General features: G+C 38.7%; 21 protein-coding genes. 18 read left to right on the top strand and 3 right to left on the bottom strand.

Features of this window, described 5'->3' with window-relative positions:
• Nucleotides 1-35: 35 nt before the first annotated feature.
• Entirely contained in the window at nt 36-989 is a 954-nt protein-coding gene (locus PTI45_RS02725; RefSeq protein ID WP_069326002.1) for an AraC family transcriptional regulator, read from the bottom strand.
• Between the two features lie 261 nt (nt 990-1,250).
• On the opposite strand from PTI45_RS02725, the gene PTI45_RS02720 reads away from it, so the two are divergent.
• The 4 genes from PTI45_RS02720 to PTI45_RS02705 all read left to right on the top strand — a co-directional run bounded on the left by PTI45_RS02720 (nt 1,251) and on the right by PTI45_RS02705 (nt 5,529).
• On the top strand, nt 1,251-2,639 hold the full coding sequence (locus tag PTI45_RS02720) for a glycoside-pentoside-hexuronide (GPH):cation symporter (protein ID WP_069326001.1): 1,389 nt from the start codon (nt 1,251-1,253) through the stop codon (nt 2,637-2,639).
• Nucleotides 2,640-2,700: 61 nt separating this feature from the next.
• The gene (locus PTI45_RS02715) at nt 2,701-4,677 is read left to right on the top strand and encodes a glycoside hydrolase family 127 protein (protein WP_069326000.1); all 1,977 of its coding nucleotides are present in this window, start codon (nt 2,701-2,703) and stop codon (nt 4,675-4,677) included.
• Nucleotides 4,678-4,703: 26 nt separating this feature from the next.
• Nucleotides 4,704-4,940, top strand: coding sequence for a hypothetical protein (locus PTI45_RS02710; protein WP_069325999.1), 237 nt, complete (start codon nt 4,704-4,706; stop codon nt 4,938-4,940).
• Nucleotides 4,941-5,055: 115 nt separating this feature from the next.
• The gene (locus PTI45_RS02705) at nt 5,056-5,529 is read left to right on the top strand and encodes a hypothetical protein (protein ID WP_069325998.1); all 474 of its coding nucleotides are present in this window, start codon (nt 5,056-5,058) and stop codon (nt 5,527-5,529) included.
• A 75-nt stretch (nt 5,530-5,604) separates the two neighbouring features.
• On the opposite strand, the gene lexA is transcribed toward PTI45_RS02705, so the two are convergent.
• Nucleotides 5,605-6,231, bottom strand: coding sequence for a transcriptional repressor LexA (lexA, locus tag PTI45_RS02700; RefSeq protein ID WP_069325997.1), 627 nt, complete (start codon nt 6,229-6,231; stop codon nt 5,605-5,607).
• Nucleotides 6,232-6,497: 266 nt separating this feature from the next.
• Here lexA and yneA point away from each other — a divergent pair, with 266 nt between their 5' ends.
• The 4 genes from yneA to PTI45_RS02680 all read left to right on the top strand — a co-directional run bounded on the left by yneA (nt 6,498) and on the right by PTI45_RS02680 (nt 9,077).
• Nucleotides 6,498-7,058, top strand: coding sequence for a cell division suppressor protein YneA (gene yneA / locus PTI45_RS02695; protein WP_069325996.1), 561 nt, complete (start codon nt 6,498-6,500; stop codon nt 7,056-7,058).
• Nucleotides 7,059-7,268: 210 nt separating this feature from the next.
• Nucleotides 7,269-7,478 (top strand): DUF896 domain-containing protein, encoded by a 210-nt coding sequence (locus tag PTI45_RS02690; RefSeq protein ID WP_069325995.1) that lies wholly within the window; start codon nt 7,269-7,271, stop codon nt 7,476-7,478.
• A gap of 183 nt (nt 7,479-7,661) precedes the next feature.
• Complete coding sequence (locus PTI45_RS02685; RefSeq protein WP_069325994.1) at nt 7,662-8,183, top strand: hypothetical protein; 522 nt, start codon at nt 7,662-7,664, stop codon at nt 8,181-8,183.
• 99 nt (nt 8,184-8,282) lie between these two features.
• Nucleotides 8,283-9,077: an HAD family hydrolase gene (locus PTI45_RS02680; RefSeq protein WP_069325993.1), complete on the top strand. Its 795-nt coding sequence runs from the start codon at nt 8,283-8,285 to the stop codon at nt 9,075-9,077.
• A gap of 91 nt (nt 9,078-9,168) precedes the next feature.
• Here PTI45_RS02680 and PTI45_RS02675 read toward each other — a convergent pair whose 3' ends face one another.
• Entirely contained in the window at nt 9,169-9,708 is a 540-nt protein-coding gene (locus PTI45_RS02675) for a cupin domain-containing protein (RefSeq protein WP_069325992.1), read from the bottom strand.
• Nucleotides 9,709-9,921: 213 nt separating this feature from the next.
• On the opposite strand from PTI45_RS02675, the gene metH reads away from it, so the two are divergent.
• The 10 genes from metH to PTI45_RS02625 all read left to right on the top strand — a co-directional run bounded on the left by metH (nt 9,922) and on the right by PTI45_RS02625 (nt 21,265).
• Nucleotides 9,922-13,362 carry a methionine synthase gene (metH, locus tag PTI45_RS02670; protein ID WP_069325991.1) on the top strand — a complete coding sequence of 1,147 codons (3,441 nt, stop codon included), beginning with the start codon at nt 9,922-9,924 and terminating at the stop codon, nt 13,360-13,362.
• Between the two features lie 103 nt (nt 13,363-13,465).
• Nucleotides 13,466-14,398, top strand: a complete 933-nt coding sequence (gene rnz, locus PTI45_RS02665) for a ribonuclease Z (RefSeq protein WP_069325990.1) — start codon at nt 13,466-13,468, stop codon at nt 14,396-14,398.
• Nucleotides 14,399-14,491: 93 nt separating this feature from the next.
• Complete coding sequence (locus tag PTI45_RS02660) at nt 14,492-15,298, top strand: TIGR01457 family HAD-type hydrolase (RefSeq protein WP_069325989.1); 807 nt, start codon at nt 14,492-14,494, stop codon at nt 15,296-15,298.
• Nucleotides 15,299-15,324: 26 nt separating this feature from the next.
• Complete coding sequence (locus tag PTI45_RS02655) at nt 15,325-16,149, top strand: Fpg/Nei family DNA glycosylase (protein ID WP_069325988.1); 825 nt, start codon at nt 15,325-15,327, stop codon at nt 16,147-16,149.
• A gap of 33 nt (nt 16,150-16,182) precedes the next feature.
• On the top strand, nt 16,183-16,533 hold the full coding sequence (locus tag PTI45_RS02650; RefSeq protein WP_069325987.1) for a cyclic-phosphate processing receiver domain-containing protein: 351 nt from the start codon (nt 16,183-16,185) through the stop codon (nt 16,531-16,533).
• Nucleotides 16,533-16,862 (top strand): thioredoxin family protein, encoded by a 330-nt coding sequence (locus PTI45_RS02645; protein ID WP_083243305.1) that lies wholly within the window; start codon nt 16,533-16,535, stop codon nt 16,860-16,862. The genes PTI45_RS02650 and PTI45_RS02645 overlap by 1 nt, the downstream gene beginning before the upstream one ends.
• 25 nt (nt 16,863-16,887) lie before the next feature.
• A complete protein-coding gene (locus PTI45_RS02640) occupies nt 16,888-17,958 on the top strand; it encodes an SAM-dependent methyltransferase (protein WP_069325986.1) in 1,071 nt (356 codons plus the stop codon).
• Nucleotides 17,959-18,026: 68 nt separating this feature from the next.
• Complete coding sequence (locus PTI45_RS02635) at nt 18,027-18,497, top strand: DinB family protein (RefSeq protein ID WP_069325985.1); 471 nt, start codon at nt 18,027-18,029, stop codon at nt 18,495-18,497.
• A gap of 236 nt (nt 18,498-18,733) precedes the next feature.
• Nucleotides 18,734-20,215: a serine/threonine protein kinase gene (locus tag PTI45_RS02630; RefSeq protein WP_069325984.1), complete on the top strand. Its 1,482-nt coding sequence runs from the start codon at nt 18,734-18,736 to the stop codon at nt 20,213-20,215.
• A 27-nt stretch (nt 20,216-20,242) separates the two neighbouring features.
• Nucleotides 20,243-21,265 (top strand): SAF domain-containing protein, encoded by a 1,023-nt coding sequence (locus PTI45_RS02625; RefSeq protein ID WP_069325983.1) that lies wholly within the window; start codon nt 20,243-20,245, stop codon nt 21,263-21,265.
• The last annotated feature ends 20 nt before the right edge of the window (nt 21,266-21,285 follow it).

The following is a 21,285-nucleotide window of genomic DNA, read 5'->3' as shown; positions in this document are numbered from 1 at the left end:
CTGTAAGTTATATTTATTTTTTCTATAAGTTATATTTATTCTGTTAAAAGATGCTTTGGAATAGGAATATCAGGGTCTACGGTTACAGTATTCATGTAGGTATTAGTATAAGTGTCACGGAATTGAGTAGGCGTCATCCCAACATAATTTTTAAACAACTTCATCAAGTACTTTTCATCCCGAAAATGCAATTGATACGCAATCTCTTTGATCGACGCATTGCTGGTGCATAATAACTCTTTGACCAGACTTAACTTGAGTGTATTAATATAACGGATCGTACTCATTCCTAGATTTTTCTTGAATAAACGAGTCAAATGATCGGCGTTAAAACAAAATGTATCTGCTACTTTCTGTACAGTAAGATCATGATAAATATTGACTCGAATCCATTCTAAAATCTGCATAAATTTCTGATTGTATTCTTTGTGTAGAAGCTCATTATGAATAAGAGGTTGCAAGTACTTGTCAGTCAGCTCAATCATCAGTTCAGTTACTAGATAATCTACTGCGTACGTGCTGTAATAAGAAGTGTTAGACGTATCCAAAATCTGCTTCATCAAGATAATAGGTTTATCGAGATACGGTAGTGAGAAGAAATCAGGTAAGCATACATAATGATTAATCTCATTTTTCTGTTCTGTCAGTAGGGTACTAAATAGATGACTGATAAATTCATCGCCTGATTCTGTTTGAGTTAGATCACGAGGGAAGAAGTGTAGCCAGAAGAAGCTAGCCCCTGCTTTGGAAGCTTTATAACCAAAGTATTCCACGTCAGGCTTAATAAGCAGTACATCGCCGTGCTTGATTTCATACTGTGTGTCTCCTACTTGAAGGTAGATCACTTCTTTTAAGCCAATAATCACTTCATAATCTTTTTCTAGCTTCATTCGTTTGTGTTTCCAACCTTCATCGCTTACAAACTGCCCACATTTAAAATAAGCAAGCGGCCGTTCAATGTTTATTTTGGAGATCGGTTTTACTAACATATGTAAACACTCCTTATTCAAAAGTCAGTTTTGGATATTAAAAGTCGGATTTGTATACCTATCTCATGTATTTGCTAAATAATTTGTACTTTGAGGGTAGTATAGCACAACTATGTATACAAATAACTAATTTTTTAAATATAATATAAAGTCGGAAATAGATACCTTTCCTACGAAATCATAAGTTTATCTTACATACGTAAGCGCTTACTATTAGAGAAGGAAATCGTTGTTATTTGATTTGAATCAGGAGGCTATATTATGGAATCTACTTCCCAATCTTCGCCAGAGCATCAGTCTACTCTTCTAGATGATAAAGTTCCTTTTCATCGTAGAATCAGTTATGCGCTCACAGATACAGGCGGTAATTTGTTGTACAGCATTATAGGTGCCTACTTACTTTATTTCTATACCGATGTGTTTGGTTTATCTGTAGGCATAGCAGGAACATTATTATTAGTTACTCGGCTAGTCGATGCGGTAGATGCTCCGCTTTGGGGCATTATCGTAGACCGAACAAAATCCAAATATGGACAAAGTCGACCTTACTTTTTGTGGTTATGTTTCCCATTTGCTGTGTTTACCATATTGACGTTTACAACGCCCAATTTGGATGGAACATCGAAAGTGATCTATGCGGCAGTCACTTATATTTTAGCAGGAATAGCCTATACCGGAATTTCAACGCCGATCACTTCTATTTTACCTAACTTAAGTAGAAATCCAGATGAACGAGTTGTTTTGAATTCGTTTCGAATGGTGGGCGGAAATGTAGGTAACTTTGCAGCCGTAACATTTACTTTACCGTTAGTGGCTTTTTTCGGAGCAGGTAATGATCAGAAAGGCTTTTTTTGGACGCTGTGTGTATTTGGAATCGTTTCTATTATTATGTTTTTGATCGCTTTTGCGGATCTCAAAGAAATAAATACAGAAAAAATCAAAACGATTCCTTTCAAATCAAGCTTTAAAGCAATGAAAGGCAACTGGCCATGGATTATTTTAGTGATTGCTAATCTATTGTTTTGGATTGCATTAACGATTCGTACATCTACACTGGTTTATTATTTTGAATACAATATTGGTCATAAAGAGTTGGTTCCTTTAATCAACGGAATTTCGATTATTCAAGTGATTGGTATGATTATGATTCCGTTTATTGTAAAGGTTTCGAATAAATATTCAACGATGATTTTTGGATTTATATTAGCAGTCTGTGGACAAGTGGTTCTCTTTTTTGCAGGGGATCATATTAGCATATTGATTGTAGGCTGGATTGTAGCTTGTATAGGTTCAGGAATTGCTTGTTCTATGCCGTTTGCTATGTTGTCAGACACAGTAGATTATGGCGAGTGGAAATCAGGTCTACGTGGAAGTGGCATATTGACAGCGATAGGTAGTGCTTTTTGTATCAAAGCTGGCTCAGGGCTAGGTGGATTTATTCCTACACAATTTATGTCCTCGTTTGGATATGTCCCGAATGTGGCTCAAAGTACACAATCATTATCCGGTATTCAGTTCGTCTTTATCTGGTTACCCGCTATCGTATTTGCTTTAGGTATTATTCCGATGTTATTTTACCGACGCTTTGAAAAAAATGAAGGTTATATCCGCAGACAATTATTAATTAAAGAACATCATACTAATACTTAAATACAAAATGATGGATAGGTCGATCACTATCAATACTGTACAACATGAGAGGAGACATACGATGTCTTTACAATTAAAATCACTTACGATTACTGATCCATTCTGGGCTCATTATCGAGAACTTGTACGTACAGAAATGATTCCTTACCAATGGAATGTATTGAACGATAATGCGAATATTACGATTGAAAAAGAAAGAAACGATAATAGTATTCCTTCTGAAAAAAGTCATGCGATAGAGAATTTCAAAATTGCTGCTGGATTGAAGCAAGGTAATCATTATGGTTGGGTTTTCCAAGATAGTGATGTGTACAAATGGCTTGAAGCGGTTGCTTACTCTTTATCGATTCATGCGGATACAGAGTTACAAGAATTAGCAGATGGCGTGATAGATCTGATTGCTTTAGCACAAGAGGAAGATGGATACCTCAATACGTATTTCTCAATCGAAGAACCAGAGCGTAGATTTAAAAAATTAGCAGAAAGTCATGAATTGTATTGTGCAGGTCATTTTATTGAAGCAGCTGTTGCTTATTATGAATCGACTCACAATGAAAAAGCATTAACGATCGCTTGTCGATTAGCAGACTGTATAGATGTTCATTTTGGCAAAGAAGAACATCAGATTCAAGGCTATGATGGTCATGAAGAAATAGAGCTAGCATTAACCAAATTGTATTCATTAACTGGAGAGCAACGTTATCTGGAGCTTAGCCGCTATTTTCTGTATGAGCGTGGAACAGATACAACATTTTTTGCCAGACAACAAGCAGCAGATAATGGTCACAAAGCTGTAATTGAAGGTATGAATCATCGTCCTCTGGAGTACTATCAAGCACATCAACCGATTTTAGAACAGCAGACCGCAGAAGGTCATGCCGTAAGATTAGTCTATATGTGTACTGCTATGGCAGATGTTGCCTTATTAGCAGGGGATACCGCGATGTTAGAAGGTTGTCGTCGTCTTTGGAAAAATATAATCAACAAGCGCATGTATATTACAGGAGGAATAGGATCAACAGTAGATGGAGAAGCATTTACACTCGATTATGATTTACCTAATGATACGATGTATTGTGAGACTTGTGCTTCGATCGGATTAATCTTTTTTGCCTTTAATATGCTCAAAAATGAAGCGAGATCTGAATATGCAGATGTGCTAGAACGTGCCTTATACAATACTGCTATTGGTGGTATGGCGCTGGATGGTAAGCATTTCTTTTATGTCAATCCGCTAGAAGTGCATCCAGAAAGTAGCCGTCATGATCCGGGGAAAAGTCATGTGAAATTTACAAGACCAGAATGGTTCGGTTGTGCTTGTTGTCCGCCGAATCTAGCTCGCTTATTAACATCACTTCACAAATATATTTATACTATTCAAGCAGACACAAATACGATATACACTCATTTATTTATGACCCATACAACAGAGTTAGAGATCAATGATCATCCTGTGCAATTGGAGCAAATTACTAATTTGCCATGGGAAGGTGATGTTTCTATAGTCACACAGATGAAGCAATCCACTTCGTTTACATTAGCCATTAGATTGCCATACTGGGCTGAACATTATTCTTTATTGTTAAATGGTAATCCTATAGATACAGACCCCATCAACGGATATATACACATTGATCGAATCTGGCGTAGTAATGACAAGCTAGAATTGAAGTTACCGATGGAGATTAAAGAATATACCGCTCATCCATTAGTACGGGCGGATACAGGCAAAGTTGCTATAGGTCGAGGGCCATTTATATATTGTGCAGAAGAGGTTGATAATGGAGAGCATTTGCATTTGGTTCAGTTAACGCAAGATCAGACATATGAGTATGAATTTGATGAACAATTATTAGGTGGAGTAGGCACGATTAAAGTAGAAGCTCGAAAAAGAAATATAGAACCAGAGTGGGAAGATGTATTATATGCTTCTAAAGCTCCTCAAACGTATACGTCTACAGCGTTACGTCTAATTCCTTATTACTGCTGGGCGAACCGACAAATAGGCGAAATGCGTGTATGGCTTAATAAAGCCTAATAAACATTCAGAAAGGAGAATACACAATGAAATCTAAAATGAAAATTGATCCCCAAAAATTTGCATATACTGTGATTTCAAGTTATTCATCAGATAAAGAGAATGCAGAAGCGATTGCCAAAGATCATCTGAGCGTATTTTTGAATGCTTATTTTGTAGCAGAAAAATTCAATATATTAGAATCTCAATTAGCAGAAAAAGCAGAAAGTAAAGATTTCAAAGCATTATTAGCTAAATTAATGGATACTAAGCTTTTTGGATAAGGTAGAACAAGATATTAGTTGAAAAAATATAATAGTAAGAGGAAATAAAAGGTATTCATTCTCTCAGATTAGGTTATGATGAAAGGGTAATTTAACTTATGAGAGAGGTGAGGTTATGGGTTGGATTGAGTCTGCGGCAATACGTGCGCGAGAAGAGAAAGTAGAGAAGGAAAAAGCTCATACCTATTCTTTAGAAATCCACGAACATTTTTTAGAACACTGCGAAGATTTATGGATGAAGTTTTCTATGATTTTAGAAGAGATCCAAGAAAATTTCAAAGAAGATTGTAGTGTTCAAAAAAAAGATGGAACTCAATTAGTCATTACAATCGCTCTCGTTGTTATTACGATCAATGCCGTTAAAAAAAATCTGACTGAGCACTATCATGGAGAAGCTTATATAGAATATAGTTGCTCACACAATCCAGGAAAACCTCAACTTGCTGTAGAATCATTATATTTAAATCCAATCGCTCATCCTGTGTGGATGTATAAAATGGAGCAGAATGGAAAAGAAGTAGATGTTCCTTTTAGTGAGATCGAAGCTGAAGATGTTATTAAAACGGCTCTATGGAAATATATACAATAAATATGTAATAGTAATAAACTACAAAAAAGACCACTATCGATTAAGATAGTGGTCTTTTCTTATGATACATATGATTTAGTGCAGATTACGGAACAAACCTACAACTTTACCCAAAATCGTAACATGCGTCAGACGTAGTGGCTGATACATAGGATTTTCAGGCTGTAAACGAATATGGTCTTTTTCTTTGTAAAAAGTTTTGACCGTTGCTTCATCGTCTTCTGTCATAGCAACAACAATATCGCCATTATCAGCGGTTTGTTGTTGACGTACGATCACGTAATCACCATTATAAATTCCTGCTTCAATCATACTGTCTCCAACTACAGAAAGCATAAATACTTGTCCTTCACCTGTAAAATTCTGTGGTAGAGGGAAGTAATCTTCAATATGTTCTGTAGCTGTAATCGGAACACCGGCGGTTACTTTTCCAATAATAGGAACACGAGATACCGTTTGAGCGAAAAGAATATTACTTTCAGACTCTTCTTGACCCAACAACTCGATGGCACGAGGTTTGGTCGGGTCGCGTCGAATCAGTCCTTTTTTCTCCAAACGATCCAGATGACCATGTACAGTAGAACTAGAAGCAAGACCTACAGCTTCACCAATTTCACGTACAGATGGCGGGTAACCTTTAAGTTTGACTTCATTTCGGATAAATTCCAAAATGGCCTGTTGGCGACTTGAAACTTTTGACATACCTTATCAACCCCAATGCTAGTAACGTTTGGCAAAATTATAACATAGAACTACCGTTCGTACAAACATAAGTTCTAAAATTTGTATATTTATTTGTTATTTGCTTATTTTCGTAGTCTATTCATCATCTAAATAGCATTATCTATAGTCCAAAAGTTGCGATAAAAAACACGAACGAAAGTTCGTAAAAAACTATTGAGTAAAACATATGTTCGTGTTATAGTGAATTTGAGAAAACAAGAACAAATGTTTGGAGCGTGATGACAATGTTAAAATATACTACATATCGTAGCATCCACAATCAGTCTGAAGAGGATGAACAACAGATTGATACATCAGGATCAGATATACATCATACATCAACAGGTTATTCGGAAAAACAAGCACAACAAGAAGCTATTCATGCTACACAAGCGGACAAAGATGTAGTTGTGGATGAGTGGACTTACGTACCTACCGTACAGAAGATCCGCAAGCCAATTCAACCAAAAGGCAAAAAGACGTTACGTCAAAAAACACTTCATCTTATCCAAAGCACAGCGCAAAAAGTAAAATGGAAATCAGGCGGACGTTTGATGGTATGTTTTGTTTTTGCAGGCGTATTGTTATACGGTGGAGTCATTCATAATTTCGTAGTTGCAGACAAAGTAGAAGGCCCTACACAAAAAGTAGTGGTACATGCAGGGGACAGTCTATGGAGTATTGCGAAAGAATACAAATCTGTACAGACAGATACACGAGATTATATTGCTCAGATTCGTAGTGAGAATCAATTGGATTCAAGCGAAATCCAAGCAGGAGATGTGTTGGTTATTCCTTACGATTAATACACTATACTAAACTGATATATATACCTGGCTTATGGATACATGTATCGCAGATAGTTTGTGTATGGGATAACGTCATCGGGTTATGAATATTGTGATCGAACGATCAATATTGTCAAAGTTTGTTGAGATCTATAGATCTTGACAAGCTTTTTTTTACATGTCAAAGTTAGTGGGGCAAAAAGCACACCGATCACATGGAGGTTAATTATGGATATTGATACACTGATTACACGCATCAATGAATTAGCTCGTAAAAAGAAAAGTTCAGGTCTTACAGCAGAAGAAACGATAGAGCGTGATGAATTACGTGCTGTTTATTTGAATAATATTCGCAGTAATTTCCGTCAACAATTAGATACAATTGAATTTGTAGAAGATACTGAACCATCGGATAACACCAAAAATAGTCAGAAATAAGAACATATAATAGCTTCAATCTACAAAAGAAAAATGAACGATATTAAGGGTGCTCTAGCCGATCTAGAACAGAGCATCCTATTTTGCTATAGAAATTTGGGGCTTGTTCTGGCATGATAAGATAGAAGGAAGTCTTCTGCTTTTATTGTAAGGCTCACATTATCTATTAGGGGGAAACAAAGTATGTCCCGTTCCTGGGAAAGGCAAGTTCGACGTAACTCAAAGCAAGTCAATGCTACACGTAGAAAACAAGGTCAGACTTCTATCGGTGGCAAAACCAGTATTTCCGAATATACGGCATATAAAGGAAGAAATATTGTTTTTCCAGCTGCTCTAGTGATATTGGGAATTATTTATGCTGTTATGGGTATTATGTATCCAACAGCTGATGGATTTAGTGCGATCTTTATCATTACTGTCGCATTGTATATCTTACTGGGTGTTATGCTTTATTTCCGCAAACCGTACTTGAAAATTGGTAGAGATTCACTGATTACAACCAAATTTAATCGTGATCGCCTGATTTCTTCATCTCAAGTGAAAAGTATCCGTCTTCAAAAAGGATATGTTGTTATTGAACATAGCTCCAAAGGTGGAAGCTGGGTATTCTCTCGTACTCTAAACCGTTATGATACAGATGCAATGAGCGAGCATTTGCGTACATTTGCAGCACAACACAAAATTACGATTCAAGAAAAAGCATAAGCTTTTTGGAGAATGATTGGCATATAGCATCTATATCTGAGCAAGCATTCTAGTTCTAGTATAGTCAAAGTAATCATTATCGTTGAGGAGGTACAGGCAGTGAGTATTGAAGCCGTGTTGTTTGATCTAGATGATACGTTATTATGGGATGAACGCAGTATAGAAGAAGCTTTTGCAGAGACTTGTCGTGTGGCTCAGGAAGCGACAGGGGTAGATCCTATCGCTTTGGAAGAAGCTGTACGTAGAGAAGCAAGAGCACTTTATGAATCCTATGAGACTTTTCCATTTACACAATGGATAGGAATTAATCCGTTTGAAGGCTTGTGGGCTCAATTTTCCGCAGGTGAACAACCAGAATTCCGTCAATTGCAAGCAATTGCACCGACTTATCGCAAAGAATCATGGCGTAACGGTCTAAGTGCAATGGGGATCGAAGATGAAGCTTTGGCACTACAACTGTCTGATCGATTCGTTCAAGAACGACGTAACCGTCCTCATATCTATGAAGAAACATTTCAGATTTTGGATGAATTACAAGGTAAAGTGAAGCTATTGTTACTGACCAACGGTTGCCCTGCTTTGCAACAAGAAAAGTTAGATGGTGTGCCCAAATTAGCTCCTTATTTTGATCAGGTGGTTGTATCGGGTGCATTTGGCAAAGGGAAACCGAATGCTGAGATCTTTGAGCATGCGCTTGGTTTGTTGGAAGTACAACCTGAGCATGCACTGATGATCGGGGATAAGCTTACTACAGATATCAAAGGCGCACTTGCAGCAGGTATTAAGTCTGTCTGGGTGAATCGTAATGGTAAAGTTAATGATAGTGAGATCAAGCCTGATTATGAAATTAAAAGCTTAACTGAGATCCATCAGATTACAGCTCAGTTGGTGTAATAGACTGATCGGTTACGTACTAATAGTATCAAACACATCACAAAAAATCCCTTACCCGATAAAAGCGGTAAGGGATTTTGTATGTGTATACTTATGCTTTTTGGAAAGAGCTATCTTCAAACGGAACAGCAATCCAACCGTCTGTTTCGACAAACAAACGAACAGCTACAATTTTACGATTGTCAACAAGTGTAAAGAAGTGAGGTGTATTCTCAGGTACAGAAATAACATCGCCTGGTTCTAACTCAACATCGAAATATCCATGCTCAGGGCTTTTGATAATAAAAATACCGTTCCCCGATACTATCGCACGAATTTCATCTTCTGTATGTGTATGAATCTCTTCGAATTTAGCTAACTTCGCTTCAAGATCAGGTGTAGACTCAGATAATGTAATCACGTCCCAAGTACGGTAACCACGACGTGCTGAAAGGTCTTTGATTTCTTCAGCATACGTATCCAAAACCGCTTGTTTTTGCTCATCGGTTAAAGTGAAGTTATCTTGCAATTCAGGAGCTAATTTGGAAGCATCCCATTTTTCATATACCACTTCATGTTTGTTCAAAAACTCCAGAACCTTGTCATCTCCAGCAATTCGTTCGTTGGTATTTCTAATTCTGATTTCAGCCATCGGATTACCCTTCTTTCAATGTTTTTATGTTGTATTATAAAAGAAAAAGCATTTTTTGTCGATACTTTCATAGAAACTTCATCCTGTGTGTAGATAAAGTTGTTCCCTCTCATTATAAGCATAATATATCGATACATGACAAATAAGATTCTTTTCTAGTTAAAAGGTTTCTGTTAAACTAAAGCCTAACGTTTTGCGGGGAGGATCGAATAGATGAAGAAGCCTGACCTACAAGAAAGACTTGAACAGCGTATTCTGATTTTGGATGGCGCTATGGGTACTATGATTCAACAAAGAGATTTAACAGCTGATGATTTTGGGAGCGATGATCTGGACGGTTGTAATGAAATATTGGTTTTAACACGTCCCGATGTTATTCAAGAAATCCATGAACAATATTTAGCTGCAGGTGCAGATTTGATCGAAACGAATACATTTGGTGCAACATCAGTCGTTTTAGCTGAATATGATATTCAGGATCAAGCACGAGAATTGAATCTAGCAGCAGTAAAGCTTGCCAAAGCTGCTGTTGATAAATACAGCACTGCTGAACGCCCACGCTATGTTGTAGGCGCTATGGGGCCCACTACCAAAACATTATCGGTTACTGGCGGAGTGACTTTTGATGAGCTGGTGGATAGTTATCAGGAACAGGCTGTTGCTTTGATAGAAGGCGGTTCAGATGTACTTCTATTAGAAACCTCGCAAGATACATTGAACGTGAAAGCAGGGAGTATCGGTATCCGTAATGCGTTTGAACAGACCGGTATTCATCTCCCTCTAATGATATCCGGTACAATTGAACCCATGGGTACGACACTTGCCGGACAGAATATAGAATCTTTTTATATTTCTTTAGAACATTTGAATCCGATTTCAGTAGGGCTAAATTGTGCGACAGGGCCTGAATTTATGCGTGATCATATTCGTTCTTTATCTGAAATGGCAGGAGCCGCAGTAAGTTGTTATCCTAATGCGGGTTTGCCGGATGAAAATGGGAATTATCATGAATCTCCAGAATCACTAGGACGCAAAATGGCAGCTTTTGCTGAACAAGGTTGGCTCAATATCGCAGGTGGCTGTTGCGGAACAACACCAGAACATATTCGAGTAATGGATGAATTGTTATCTCAGTATCCACCTCGTCCTATGATCGGCACACATCCGCCTGCTTTATCTGGAATCGAACCTGTCTATATTGAACAAGATAATCGTCCTTATATGGTTGGTGAGCGTACCAATGTGCTGGGGTCACGTAAGTTCAAACGACTGATTGTAGAAGGCAAATACGAAGAAGCTTCTGAGATTGCTCGTGCTCAAGTTAAAAATGGTGCACAAGTGATAGATATTTGCGTACAGGATCCCGATCGAGATGAAACCTATGATATGGAGAAATTTTTAGATTTGGTTGTCAAAAAAGTAAAAGCTCCATTAATGATCGATACAACCGATGTTGCGGTGATTGATATTGCTCTTCGTTATTCGCAAGGTAAAGCGATTATCAATTCGATCAATTTAGAAGATGGTGAAGAAAAGTTCGAAGATGTCACACCACTGATTCATAAATACGGTGCTGCTGTAGTGGTAGGTACAATTGACGAACGAGGACAGGCAATAACCGCGCAAGATAAATTAGAAGTGGCTAAGCGTTCACAACAATTGCTTGTTGATAAATATGGGCTCAAAACAGAAGATTTGATTTTTGATCCGCTTGTTTTTCCAGTGGGTACAGGAGACGAACAATATATCGGCTCTGCTAAAGAAACGATTGATGGGATTCGCTTAATTAAGCAACAGGTTCCAGGCTGTCATACGATTCTAGGTATCAGCAATATCTCGTTCGGATTACCTGAAGCAGGACGGGAAGTATTGAACTCTGTATTTTTATATGAATGTACCAAAGCAGGATTAGACTATGCGATTGTGAATACGGAGAAATTAGAGCGGTATGCTTCTATTCCTGATCATGAGCGTCATCTTGCAGAAGAATTACTTTACAATACCAATGATGCAACACTGGCTGAATTTGTTGCTGCTTTTCGGAATAAGAAGGTAGAAAAGAAAGTTCTCGATTCTAATCTTACTGTTGAAGAACGATTAGCTTCTTATGTAGTTGAAGGAACCAAAGAAGGCTTACTTCCAGATTTGGAAAAGGCACTTCAAAAGTATTCCTCGCTAGAAGTTATTAATGGTCCGCTTATGGCTGGTATGGAAGAAGTCGGACGATTGTTTAATAACAATGAACTGATTGTAGCTGAAGTGTTGCAAAGTGCTGAAGTGATGAAAGCATCTGTTGCTTATCTGGAACAATTTATGGAGAAAAATGAATCGTCTGTAAAAGGTAAGATTTTGCTGGCAACTGTTAAAGGCGATGTACATGATATCGGTAAAAATTTAGTAGAGATCATTTTATCCAATAATGGTTATAAAATTATTAATCTAGGCATTAAAGTACCACCTGAACGTATTATCGAAGCATACCGTAATGAAAAAGCAGATGCTATCGGGCTATCAGGGCTATTGGTCAAATCAGCTCAACAAATGATCACTACAGCTCAAGATCTGCGTAGTGCAGGTATTGCGATTCCGATTCTAGTCGGTGGAGCTGCTTTAACTCGTAAATTTACCAAAAACCGTATACGACCTGAATATGATGGATTGGTGTTATACGCCAAAGATGCAATGGATGGTCTTGATATAGCCAACCGTCTGATGAATCCTGAAAAACGGGCAGTGATCGAAGCTGAAGTTGCCGCTGAAAATGAGATTGATACAGCAGTAGCGGTAGAAGTCGCGCCATTACCTGTACTGACTCGTGCGGTAAAATCAGATATTGATCCTAATGTACAGATCTATATTCCGCCTGATCTAGATCGTCATGTATTGCGTAATTATCCGCTTGGTCATATTTTGCCGTATGTAAATATGCAGATGCTTCTAGGACATCATTTAGGGCTTAAAGGTTCTGTAGAGCAATTGTTAGCGAAGGAAGATCCGAAAGCAGTACAGCTCAAATCGGTAGTAGACGAAATATTGCAAAAAGCATTGACCGAGCATATTATTCAGGCTCACGGTATGTATCGCTTTTTTCCTGCTCAATCCAGTGGAAATGATGTCATCGTCTATGATCCAGAAGATCACAGCCGAATCTTGCATACATTTACTTTCCCTCGCCAACAAGTCGAGCCTTATCTCTGTCTCGCTGACTTTTTGAAGTCTGTAGAAAGTGGTATGATGGATTATGTAGGATTTATGGTAGTCACTGCCGGTCAGGGGATTAGTGCACTTGCTTCAGAGTGGAAAGACAAAGGCGATTATCTACGTTCCCATGTTCTTCAGGCTGTAGCTCTAGAGACCGCAGAAGGACTTGCAGAACGCGTTCATCATATGATGCGTGATAGTTGGGGATTCTCTGATCCAGCTACCATGACGATGAAGCAACGCTTAGGCGCACGTTATCAAGGGATTCGGGTATCGTTTGGTTATCCGGCTTGCCCTGATTTGGAAGATCAAGGTCCTTTATTTGCTCTATTAAAACCTGAAGATATCGGTGTTGAATTAACCGAAGGATTTATGATGGAGCCAGAAGCTTCAGTATCAGCGATGGTATTCAGCCATCCACAAGCTCGTTATTTTAATGTCGATAAGGCGTAACTATAGATTGAGTTGTATCATCTGTTATTATTGCAGAATCCTCCGACCCATCGGGGGATTTTTGTTACGGAACTTGGCGAACACAGAAGGAAGGTAGAGAGAGATGGAATTGTATTTTTTGGGAACCAATGCAGGGGTCCCTACACTTCAACGTAATGTGACCTCTATTGGATTGCGAATGTATGAAGAACGCCGTGCCTTATGGTTATTTGATTGTGGAGAAGGTACTCAGCATCAAGTATTACGTTCTTTACTCAAATTAAGTAAATTAGAAAAGATTTTTATTACTCATTTACATGGGGATCATTTATTCGGTCTTCCAGGATTATTATCCAGTCGTGCTTATCAAGGAGGAGTGACTCCGCTGACCGTGTATGGTCCTGTAGGATTAGAGCGATATATTCGCACTACACTCGAACTCAGTCAATCACGTATTGAATATGAGTTGAATATTGTGGAACACGAAGGCGGCGTAGTATTTGAAGACGAAATGTTTCGCGTAGAGTCTGCATTATTAGAGCATCGTATTGATAGTTACGGGTATCGTATTATTGAAAAAGATCGCCCGGGACAATTGAATTTTGAAATATTAAAACATCATGGGATTAAGCCAGGACCTCTCTACGGGCAGTTGAAAAACGGAGGAAGCATCCAGTTAGCAGATGGACAAACATTACACTCTCATCAAGTCGTAGGTAAACCGAAAAAAGGAAAAATAATTACGATTCTAGGAGATACAAGACCTTGTCCTAATGTAAGTCTGCTAGCGCAAGATGCAGATGTATTGGTGCATGAAGCTACTTTCTTGCAAGATATGGAAGAAACTGCTCATAATTATTATCACAGCACTACATTACAAGCAGCACATGCAGCTAAAGAAGCGAATGCACACGAATTGATTTTGACTCATTTCAGCTCCCGTTATAAAGATCGTGAGCAGCTTGAGCCTTTGCTTCAAGAAGCCAAAAGTGTGTTTGAAAATACTTTGTTAGCAGAAGAACATGTACTATTTCCGATCACTTCTAAGTCGGTTTGAAGTATTTTTGTTGCGGCCATATAAGGATACCGTTTGCCTTATGCCGCAACTTTTTTTACAATGAAGATTGTGAGTGATAGAAAGGGTGTCTATATGACAACAAATCGTAAAGGATTGCTAATTGATCTGGATGGTACATTGTATCATGGTGATACTGTGATCGAAGGAGCAAGTGCTTGGATAGAAGATTTACAGTCGAAGCAGATTCCTTATTTATTTGTTACCAATAACTCTTCACGTACGCCGCAAGGAGTCGCAGATCATCTGACTCATCTAGGCATACCTGCTAGTGCTGAACAAGTATGTACTTCGGCTATGGCAGCGGCTCATTATATTGCAGAGCAGTCACCTACTTCCAGTGTATATGTCATTGGAGAAGATGGATTGAAGCAAGCCGTAACAGCACACGGATTACAATTAACAGAGGAACAACCGGATTATGTCCTTCAAGGGATCGATCGTCAATTTACATATGAAAAGCTGACCAAGGCATTACGCCTGATCGCAAGTGGAGCTCAGTTTATTCTGACGAACCCCGATCTTCAGCTTCCTTCACATGATGGTTTGTTGCCAGGAGCAGGTACGATTGGCGCATCCATTGCTGCCGCTACAGGTGTAGAACCTGTTGTGATAGGTAAACCATCAGCTATCTTGATGGAATATGCATTAGAACGCTTAGGACTATCTGCAAGCGATGCGATTGTAGTAGGTGATAATCTATTAACAGATATTGCTGCTGGTGCGGCAGCCGGTTGTGTAACAGTACTGGTCTTAAGCGGTATTACAACAACAGCGAATATGTCTATACATGAAGCCAAAGCAGGGGTCAAAGCAGATATCATATGTCAGAATCTTGCCGAAGTCAGTTCGGCACTTGGATTCCAGTCATTATCCCATTAATTGATATAGAGAGAGGAAGAATTCTTATGCCAGAATTGCCAGAATTAGAAAACTATAAAGTGCAATTAAGCAATTACATTTTAAATGTACCGATTACTCAAATTGAGGTTAAGCGTGCCAAAGCTGTTAATCTCGAATCCGAACAAGTAAATCGTCAAATTGTAGGCGAACGAATTGCTTTTATCGAACGTCGCGGCAAATATTTAAATTTGCATACCAACAATGGACAACGTCTGCTTTTAAGTATTGCAGCAGGTGGTTCTTTATTTTATGGCAAAACAAAAGACAATGCAGATCGTGTATCTGATGTTGAAATTCAATTCGAAGATCACAATTCTCTTTACTTTACCGGTGCACGTCAAGGGATGTTCTATGTGTATACTGCCAAAGAAGCAGGCGCTAAATTAAAAGATTTAGGTCCTGAAGCAACGGATCGCAAATTAACGGAAGAACAGTTCATCAAATTATATAAAGGTCGTCGCAGTTCTCTTAAAACGGCATTGACCAATCAAAATCTAGTAGCAGGTATTGGAAGCTACTACGCGGATGAGATCGCCTTTACAGCTGGATTATTACCTTCTGCCAAAGTACAAGAACTAGAAGATGAAGCATTATCTCGTCTTTATGTCGCTATGCAGACTGTACTAGAAGAAGCGATTCAAACAGGTGGACATCTTGCAGGTCAACCGTTAACAGTAACGGATTCGTTAACAGGTGGATTCCATGAACTTCGTCGTGTATATGAGCGTGAAGGTGAACCTTCTGTACGTTCTGCCAAAGACTTAATTGTCAAAACCGAAGTCTCAGGTAAAAAAGCATATTATTGTCCAGCTACACAATTTGAAAAATAAAATCAAGCCATAGGAACCGAGGAGGCAGTATTTATGATCAATCTTTATTTGGATGATTATCGTCCTTGCCCCAAAGGTTTTGCTCTAGCGAGAGACGGAGAAGAATGTCTGATGATGCTCAGAGAGAGTGAAGTCCATATTCTTTCGCTAGATCATGAGCTTGGTTTTGGGCAAATGGATGGAACAGATGTAGTCAAAGCGATGGTGCATGAAGGTCTATTTGCTAATGAAATTTATTTGCATACTTCAAGTATGTCAGGTCGTAAGCGAATGTATGAACTCTTATATCAAGCAAAGCCTGAACATGTGATTTTGCATGATGGTGCTATGCCTGCGGAACTTCTGAGTGATATCGCTAACCAAGCTTCACAAGGGCAAGGGTGATGGCTATGATCGAAGAACTGACAGAACAACAAGCGCTAGCTATGGCGACCACATCAGGACAAGCAGTAGCTATATATGCGTATACACCGCTTTGTGGTACTTGTAAAATGGGGCGACGGATGTTGGAAATTACGTTACCTCTTTTACCAGAACAAACGGTATATGCTTTAAATGTTAACTTTGCACCTACATTTGTACAAGCTTACGAAATTAGCAGTATACCGTGTCTGATTGTATTTGAAGCGTGGAGAGAAAAAACTCCACGTTTTTTATACCGTATGGAATCTGTTCCACGTATACTTGAACATATCCGTAGTGCAATCGCATAAATTATTGGAGGCTGAACATTAACTCATGAATGACCAAGAAAACAATACGCAAGAACAAGAGCAACAAAGCGATTCTCGCTGGATCGGAACAGCTAATCACGGTTTTGCTCCTTATGCACAAGAAGAATTAAAAAGAGCTTTCGGAGCTGTAAAAAGTTCTGTTTTAGTTGCTTCTGAAGTGCTTTTATTAACTTTACCTGTAGCTAGTGAGCAAGTGGTACAACGTTTATTAGCAGAACCACCTATGTTCTTACGTCATATTCAACCGGTTCATTATGATCTGGTATTGGATCAGATCGATGCAGCGCAACATCCATTTGATGTATTAGCCGATTTACTATTGAAACGTGATGAATTGAAAGGTATTCGTCTAGCTGTGCATATTCGCAAAACAGCTGATGCTACGCCAGAAGAAAATGCATCTGAATTACGGCTTCTGCTTGAACAACGTCTAATGGGCTTACAGTCTGATTTTGCAGTACAGGATGCAGACAAAGTAGTCTCTGTATTTTGGACAGCAGAACGATTGTATGCAGGCATTTCGGTGCCAACAGATAATCTGTCGGATTGGAATGGTGGAGCTGTTCGTTTCCAACGAGAAGAAGGTCAGATTTCACGTGCCAAATTCAAATTACTTGAAGCAGAACGTGTATTTGGAATCGACTTTACTGCGTTTCGTTCTGCGGTTGATGTAGGTGCTGCGCCGGGAGGCTGGACTTCTTTTCTACTGGATAAAGGATTGCAAGTGACAGCAGTAGATCCAGCTAAAATGGATCCTTCTCTACAAAATATTCCTAATCTTAAAGTAGTCAAAAAAAATGCAGCTGATGTCAAATTCAAACCGAATGAATTTGATCTACTGGTTTGTGATATGAGCTGGAGCCCTAAGTTAACAGCTAAATTGGTTATTGGTATGTTAGATGCTGTTGTGCCGGGCGGAACTGTGATTGTTACAGTGAAGTTAATGAACAAAAAGCCACTGGCTTTGATCAAAGAAGTCATTAGCACCTTTGAAGAAGCGCGTATGCAGGTTCAACGTGCGAAGCAATTATTTCATAACCGTGACGAGATTACGCTCTATATGGTCAAATACTGATAAAATAGGGTTGATCAGATCATTGGATATATCAATATAAAGATCAATGTGGAGAAGGATGTGTACTTATGCAAAACGCAATTTATCGTTATTTACCGGATATGGAGCATTTTGTAGAACAGATTCGCGCGATTCCTGAAGCAGAAATTGATTTTAAACCAGCACCAGAAGCATGGAGCATTCATGAGATCGTTGTTCATCTATTTGATGTAGAAATTATGCTTCAATCCCGATTGAAATCAGTCTTGGCTGAAGAAAATCCTGTGATTAGAGCATTTGATCAAGATCTATGGGCACAAAATCTAAAGTATAGTTCACTTAATATGGAACATCACCTACAAGCATTGATCGCGATGCGTAGGGCTTTTGCACCTGTTTTGGAGCAGATTCGTGATGAAGATTGGGAACGTACAGGTGAGCATACAGAAGATGGAACCCTGACTGCACGTATGATTGCAGAGAAACTTTGTGTATCTCATTTAGAATTGCATGTCAAACAAGTGCAACGTAATCGAGACGCTTATGCTGCTCAAAAATGATCATATTGAACTATGTAGGAAAATAGTCTTATAAAAACTCTTTACAAATCCCGACTTTATCATTTATAATAAATTCAAATTGAAGTGCAACGGACAGGGAAAGCATCCCGTCCACTGAAACAACTAATCCTAACAGGGTTATTTTCAGTGTGGCGGAAGCTTTCCCTTTTTTGTTGCATTTTTTGATATGGAGACGATATGACTGAATAACAAACTGTAATCAAGGAGGTATATCTATGATTCATTCATCCAAATTAGCATATGGCATGGTACTAGGAGATCGCTATCGGATTGAGCAAAAGTTAGGCAGTGGTGGTATGAGTCATGTCTATCTAGCTCATGACTTGAAGTTACTCGGAAGATCGTGGGCGATCAAAGAAAGTGTCTCTGCGCCATCACAATTTGTAAATGTAGCCGATGAAGCACAGATGTTAATTACATTGAGTCATCCTTCTTTACCGAGAATTGTAGATTTTTTTGAGCCTGATGCTGAAGGATTTACATACTTAGTTATGGATTATATTGAAGGTATTACATTGGATCAACAATTCAAAAAACATCCTGAATATATTACAGCGTCTTTTATTATGCGCTGTGCAGATCAATTGTGCGAAGTACTAGAGTATTTACATGATCGTGAACCACCGATTGTTTTTCGAGATATGAAGCCTTCTAATGTGATGGTCACGCCGATGCAAGATATGAGGTTGATCGATTTCGGAATTGCACGCAACTTTAAGCCAGAAGAAACAGAAGATACAGTGAAATTAGGAACAGTTGGATTCGCTGCACCCGAACAATATGGTAGTGGACAAACGGATAGTCGTTCTGATTTGTATGGATTAGGAGCATTAATTCTGTATCTAGCTACAGGAGGTCATTATAGCGAATGGATGCCCGGTATGGAGAAATTTATTCGTAGCGATCTTCCTCGTGGAATTATCCCTGTATTACGCAAAATGCTACAACAGCGTCCAATCGATCGTTTTCAAAATGCTACTGAAGCTCGTGAAGCAATACGCAGAGCGGTGCAAGAAAATACAGCGCCTATCTATCCGAATTCATTTTCTAGCGCTGTAAATATGCAACAAGCGACGATGGTAGTGGCTGTAATTGGCACAGCATCAGGTACAGGAACAACACATACAGCTATAGCAATCGCCCATTATCTTGCCCGTCATGGAGGCGGCGTTGCCCTAGCAGAAATGAATGGAGTACCTGGAACATTTGCAAGAATTCAATCGGTTGCAGGAGGAAGCTCCAACCCGCTTGATCGTAAATTTCAAATACAACATGTAGATTATTGGCGAGAATCAGCACGTGCAGAAGTAGTGAATTTATTGGGTGGAAGTTATCGCTTTCTCGTACTTGATCTCGGTTGCTACAAAGACAATGAGCGCTTAGAAGAGTTTTTAAGATCCGATATTCCGATTGTAGTAGGATCGGGAGCTGAATGGCGTTATCAAGATATTTTGAAGTTTGCAGAACAATTGCAACGTCATCCGCAAAACAAATGGCATTATTGTTTACCTTTGGCTACACAAGAAGTGACACAGCGGATAAGCAAAGAGATGGAGACTCAGCAAGTCTATGCGTTACCATGGCAACCTGATCCTTTTGATCAACATGCGCAGATGGATACCGCTCTACAAACTATTTTCAATAGTATTATCCCAGCACCTATCAAAAGAAAAAAATTTCGCTTTAGTCTACGTTAAAAAGCAGAAATGAAGGAGATTATAACATTGTCTAAAATCAGACAACGCACCAAGCATTTAATATATGCAGGTTTATGCGGAGCAGGGGCGATTGGTCTTTGTTTTGCAGGATATGTGATTTACTCTAGTATTCAGTTCAAACATGATCAGAATGAACTTAGAGCACGCTATGAACAGCAGATACGCACATTAGAAGAAGGTACAGAACGTGTAACTGTATTTGTACCTTCACAAGAAGTAACAGCAGGCAAAGAAATCACTAAAAAAGATCTAGTTAGCATCAATTTGCCTAAGCAATCTTTGCCAGATCATCTCTTACCTACAGTCAATGAGTTAGTCGGTAAAACAACTAAAATTAATTTAACCCGTAATATGCCGATCACCACTTCGATGATTTATGAAGAACAGCCGACTACAGATGATATGCGTAATCGTGAACTAAACACCATCTTAATGCCTACAGATATCAAAAAAGGAGATACGATTGATATTAGGATTCAATTTCCTACCGGACAAGATTATATTGTGTTAACCAAAAAGAAATTAAATAATCTAGATTACCCAACCATATGGACCACTTTAAAAGAAGACGAAATGTTAGCATTATCCAGTGCAACCGTAGATGCGTTATTGCATAAAGCATCATTGTACGCTGTTAGTTATGTAGAACCAGAATTACAAAAAGAAGCTATTCCTACGTACCCTTCTAACGCTGAAGTATTAAATTTAATGAAAGCAGATCCTAATATCGTAGGCACAGCAGAACGTTATTTATTAGACAATGTACGGAAGCAATTAGAATTAGATCTTAAAGCTCTATCCGATGAACAACGACTCAATATTGCACAGTCTGCTCAATCGGCAGCAGAATCTGCTGTATCTACAAGACAATCCTACAATCAGTCAGGTGGAGCAAGTTCATATAACAACAATTCTAATCAGGAAATGAATACATCTAACAACGAACAGACAACTACAGATAATAGTTCTACCAATACTGAGAATTCGATATATAAAAACAACGCATCTGAAGCCTTTACATCCCAATAGATCGAAACTAGAAACGATAC

The sequence above is a fragment of the Paenibacillus nuruki genome (genome assembly GCF_001721045.1).
GTDB classification, from domain to species: Bacteria; Bacillota; Bacilli; order Paenibacillales; family Paenibacillaceae; genus Saccharibacillus; species Saccharibacillus nuruki.
Note: the sequence above shows the minus strand (reverse complement) of the source record. Positions and strands in the feature narration are given on the sequence as shown.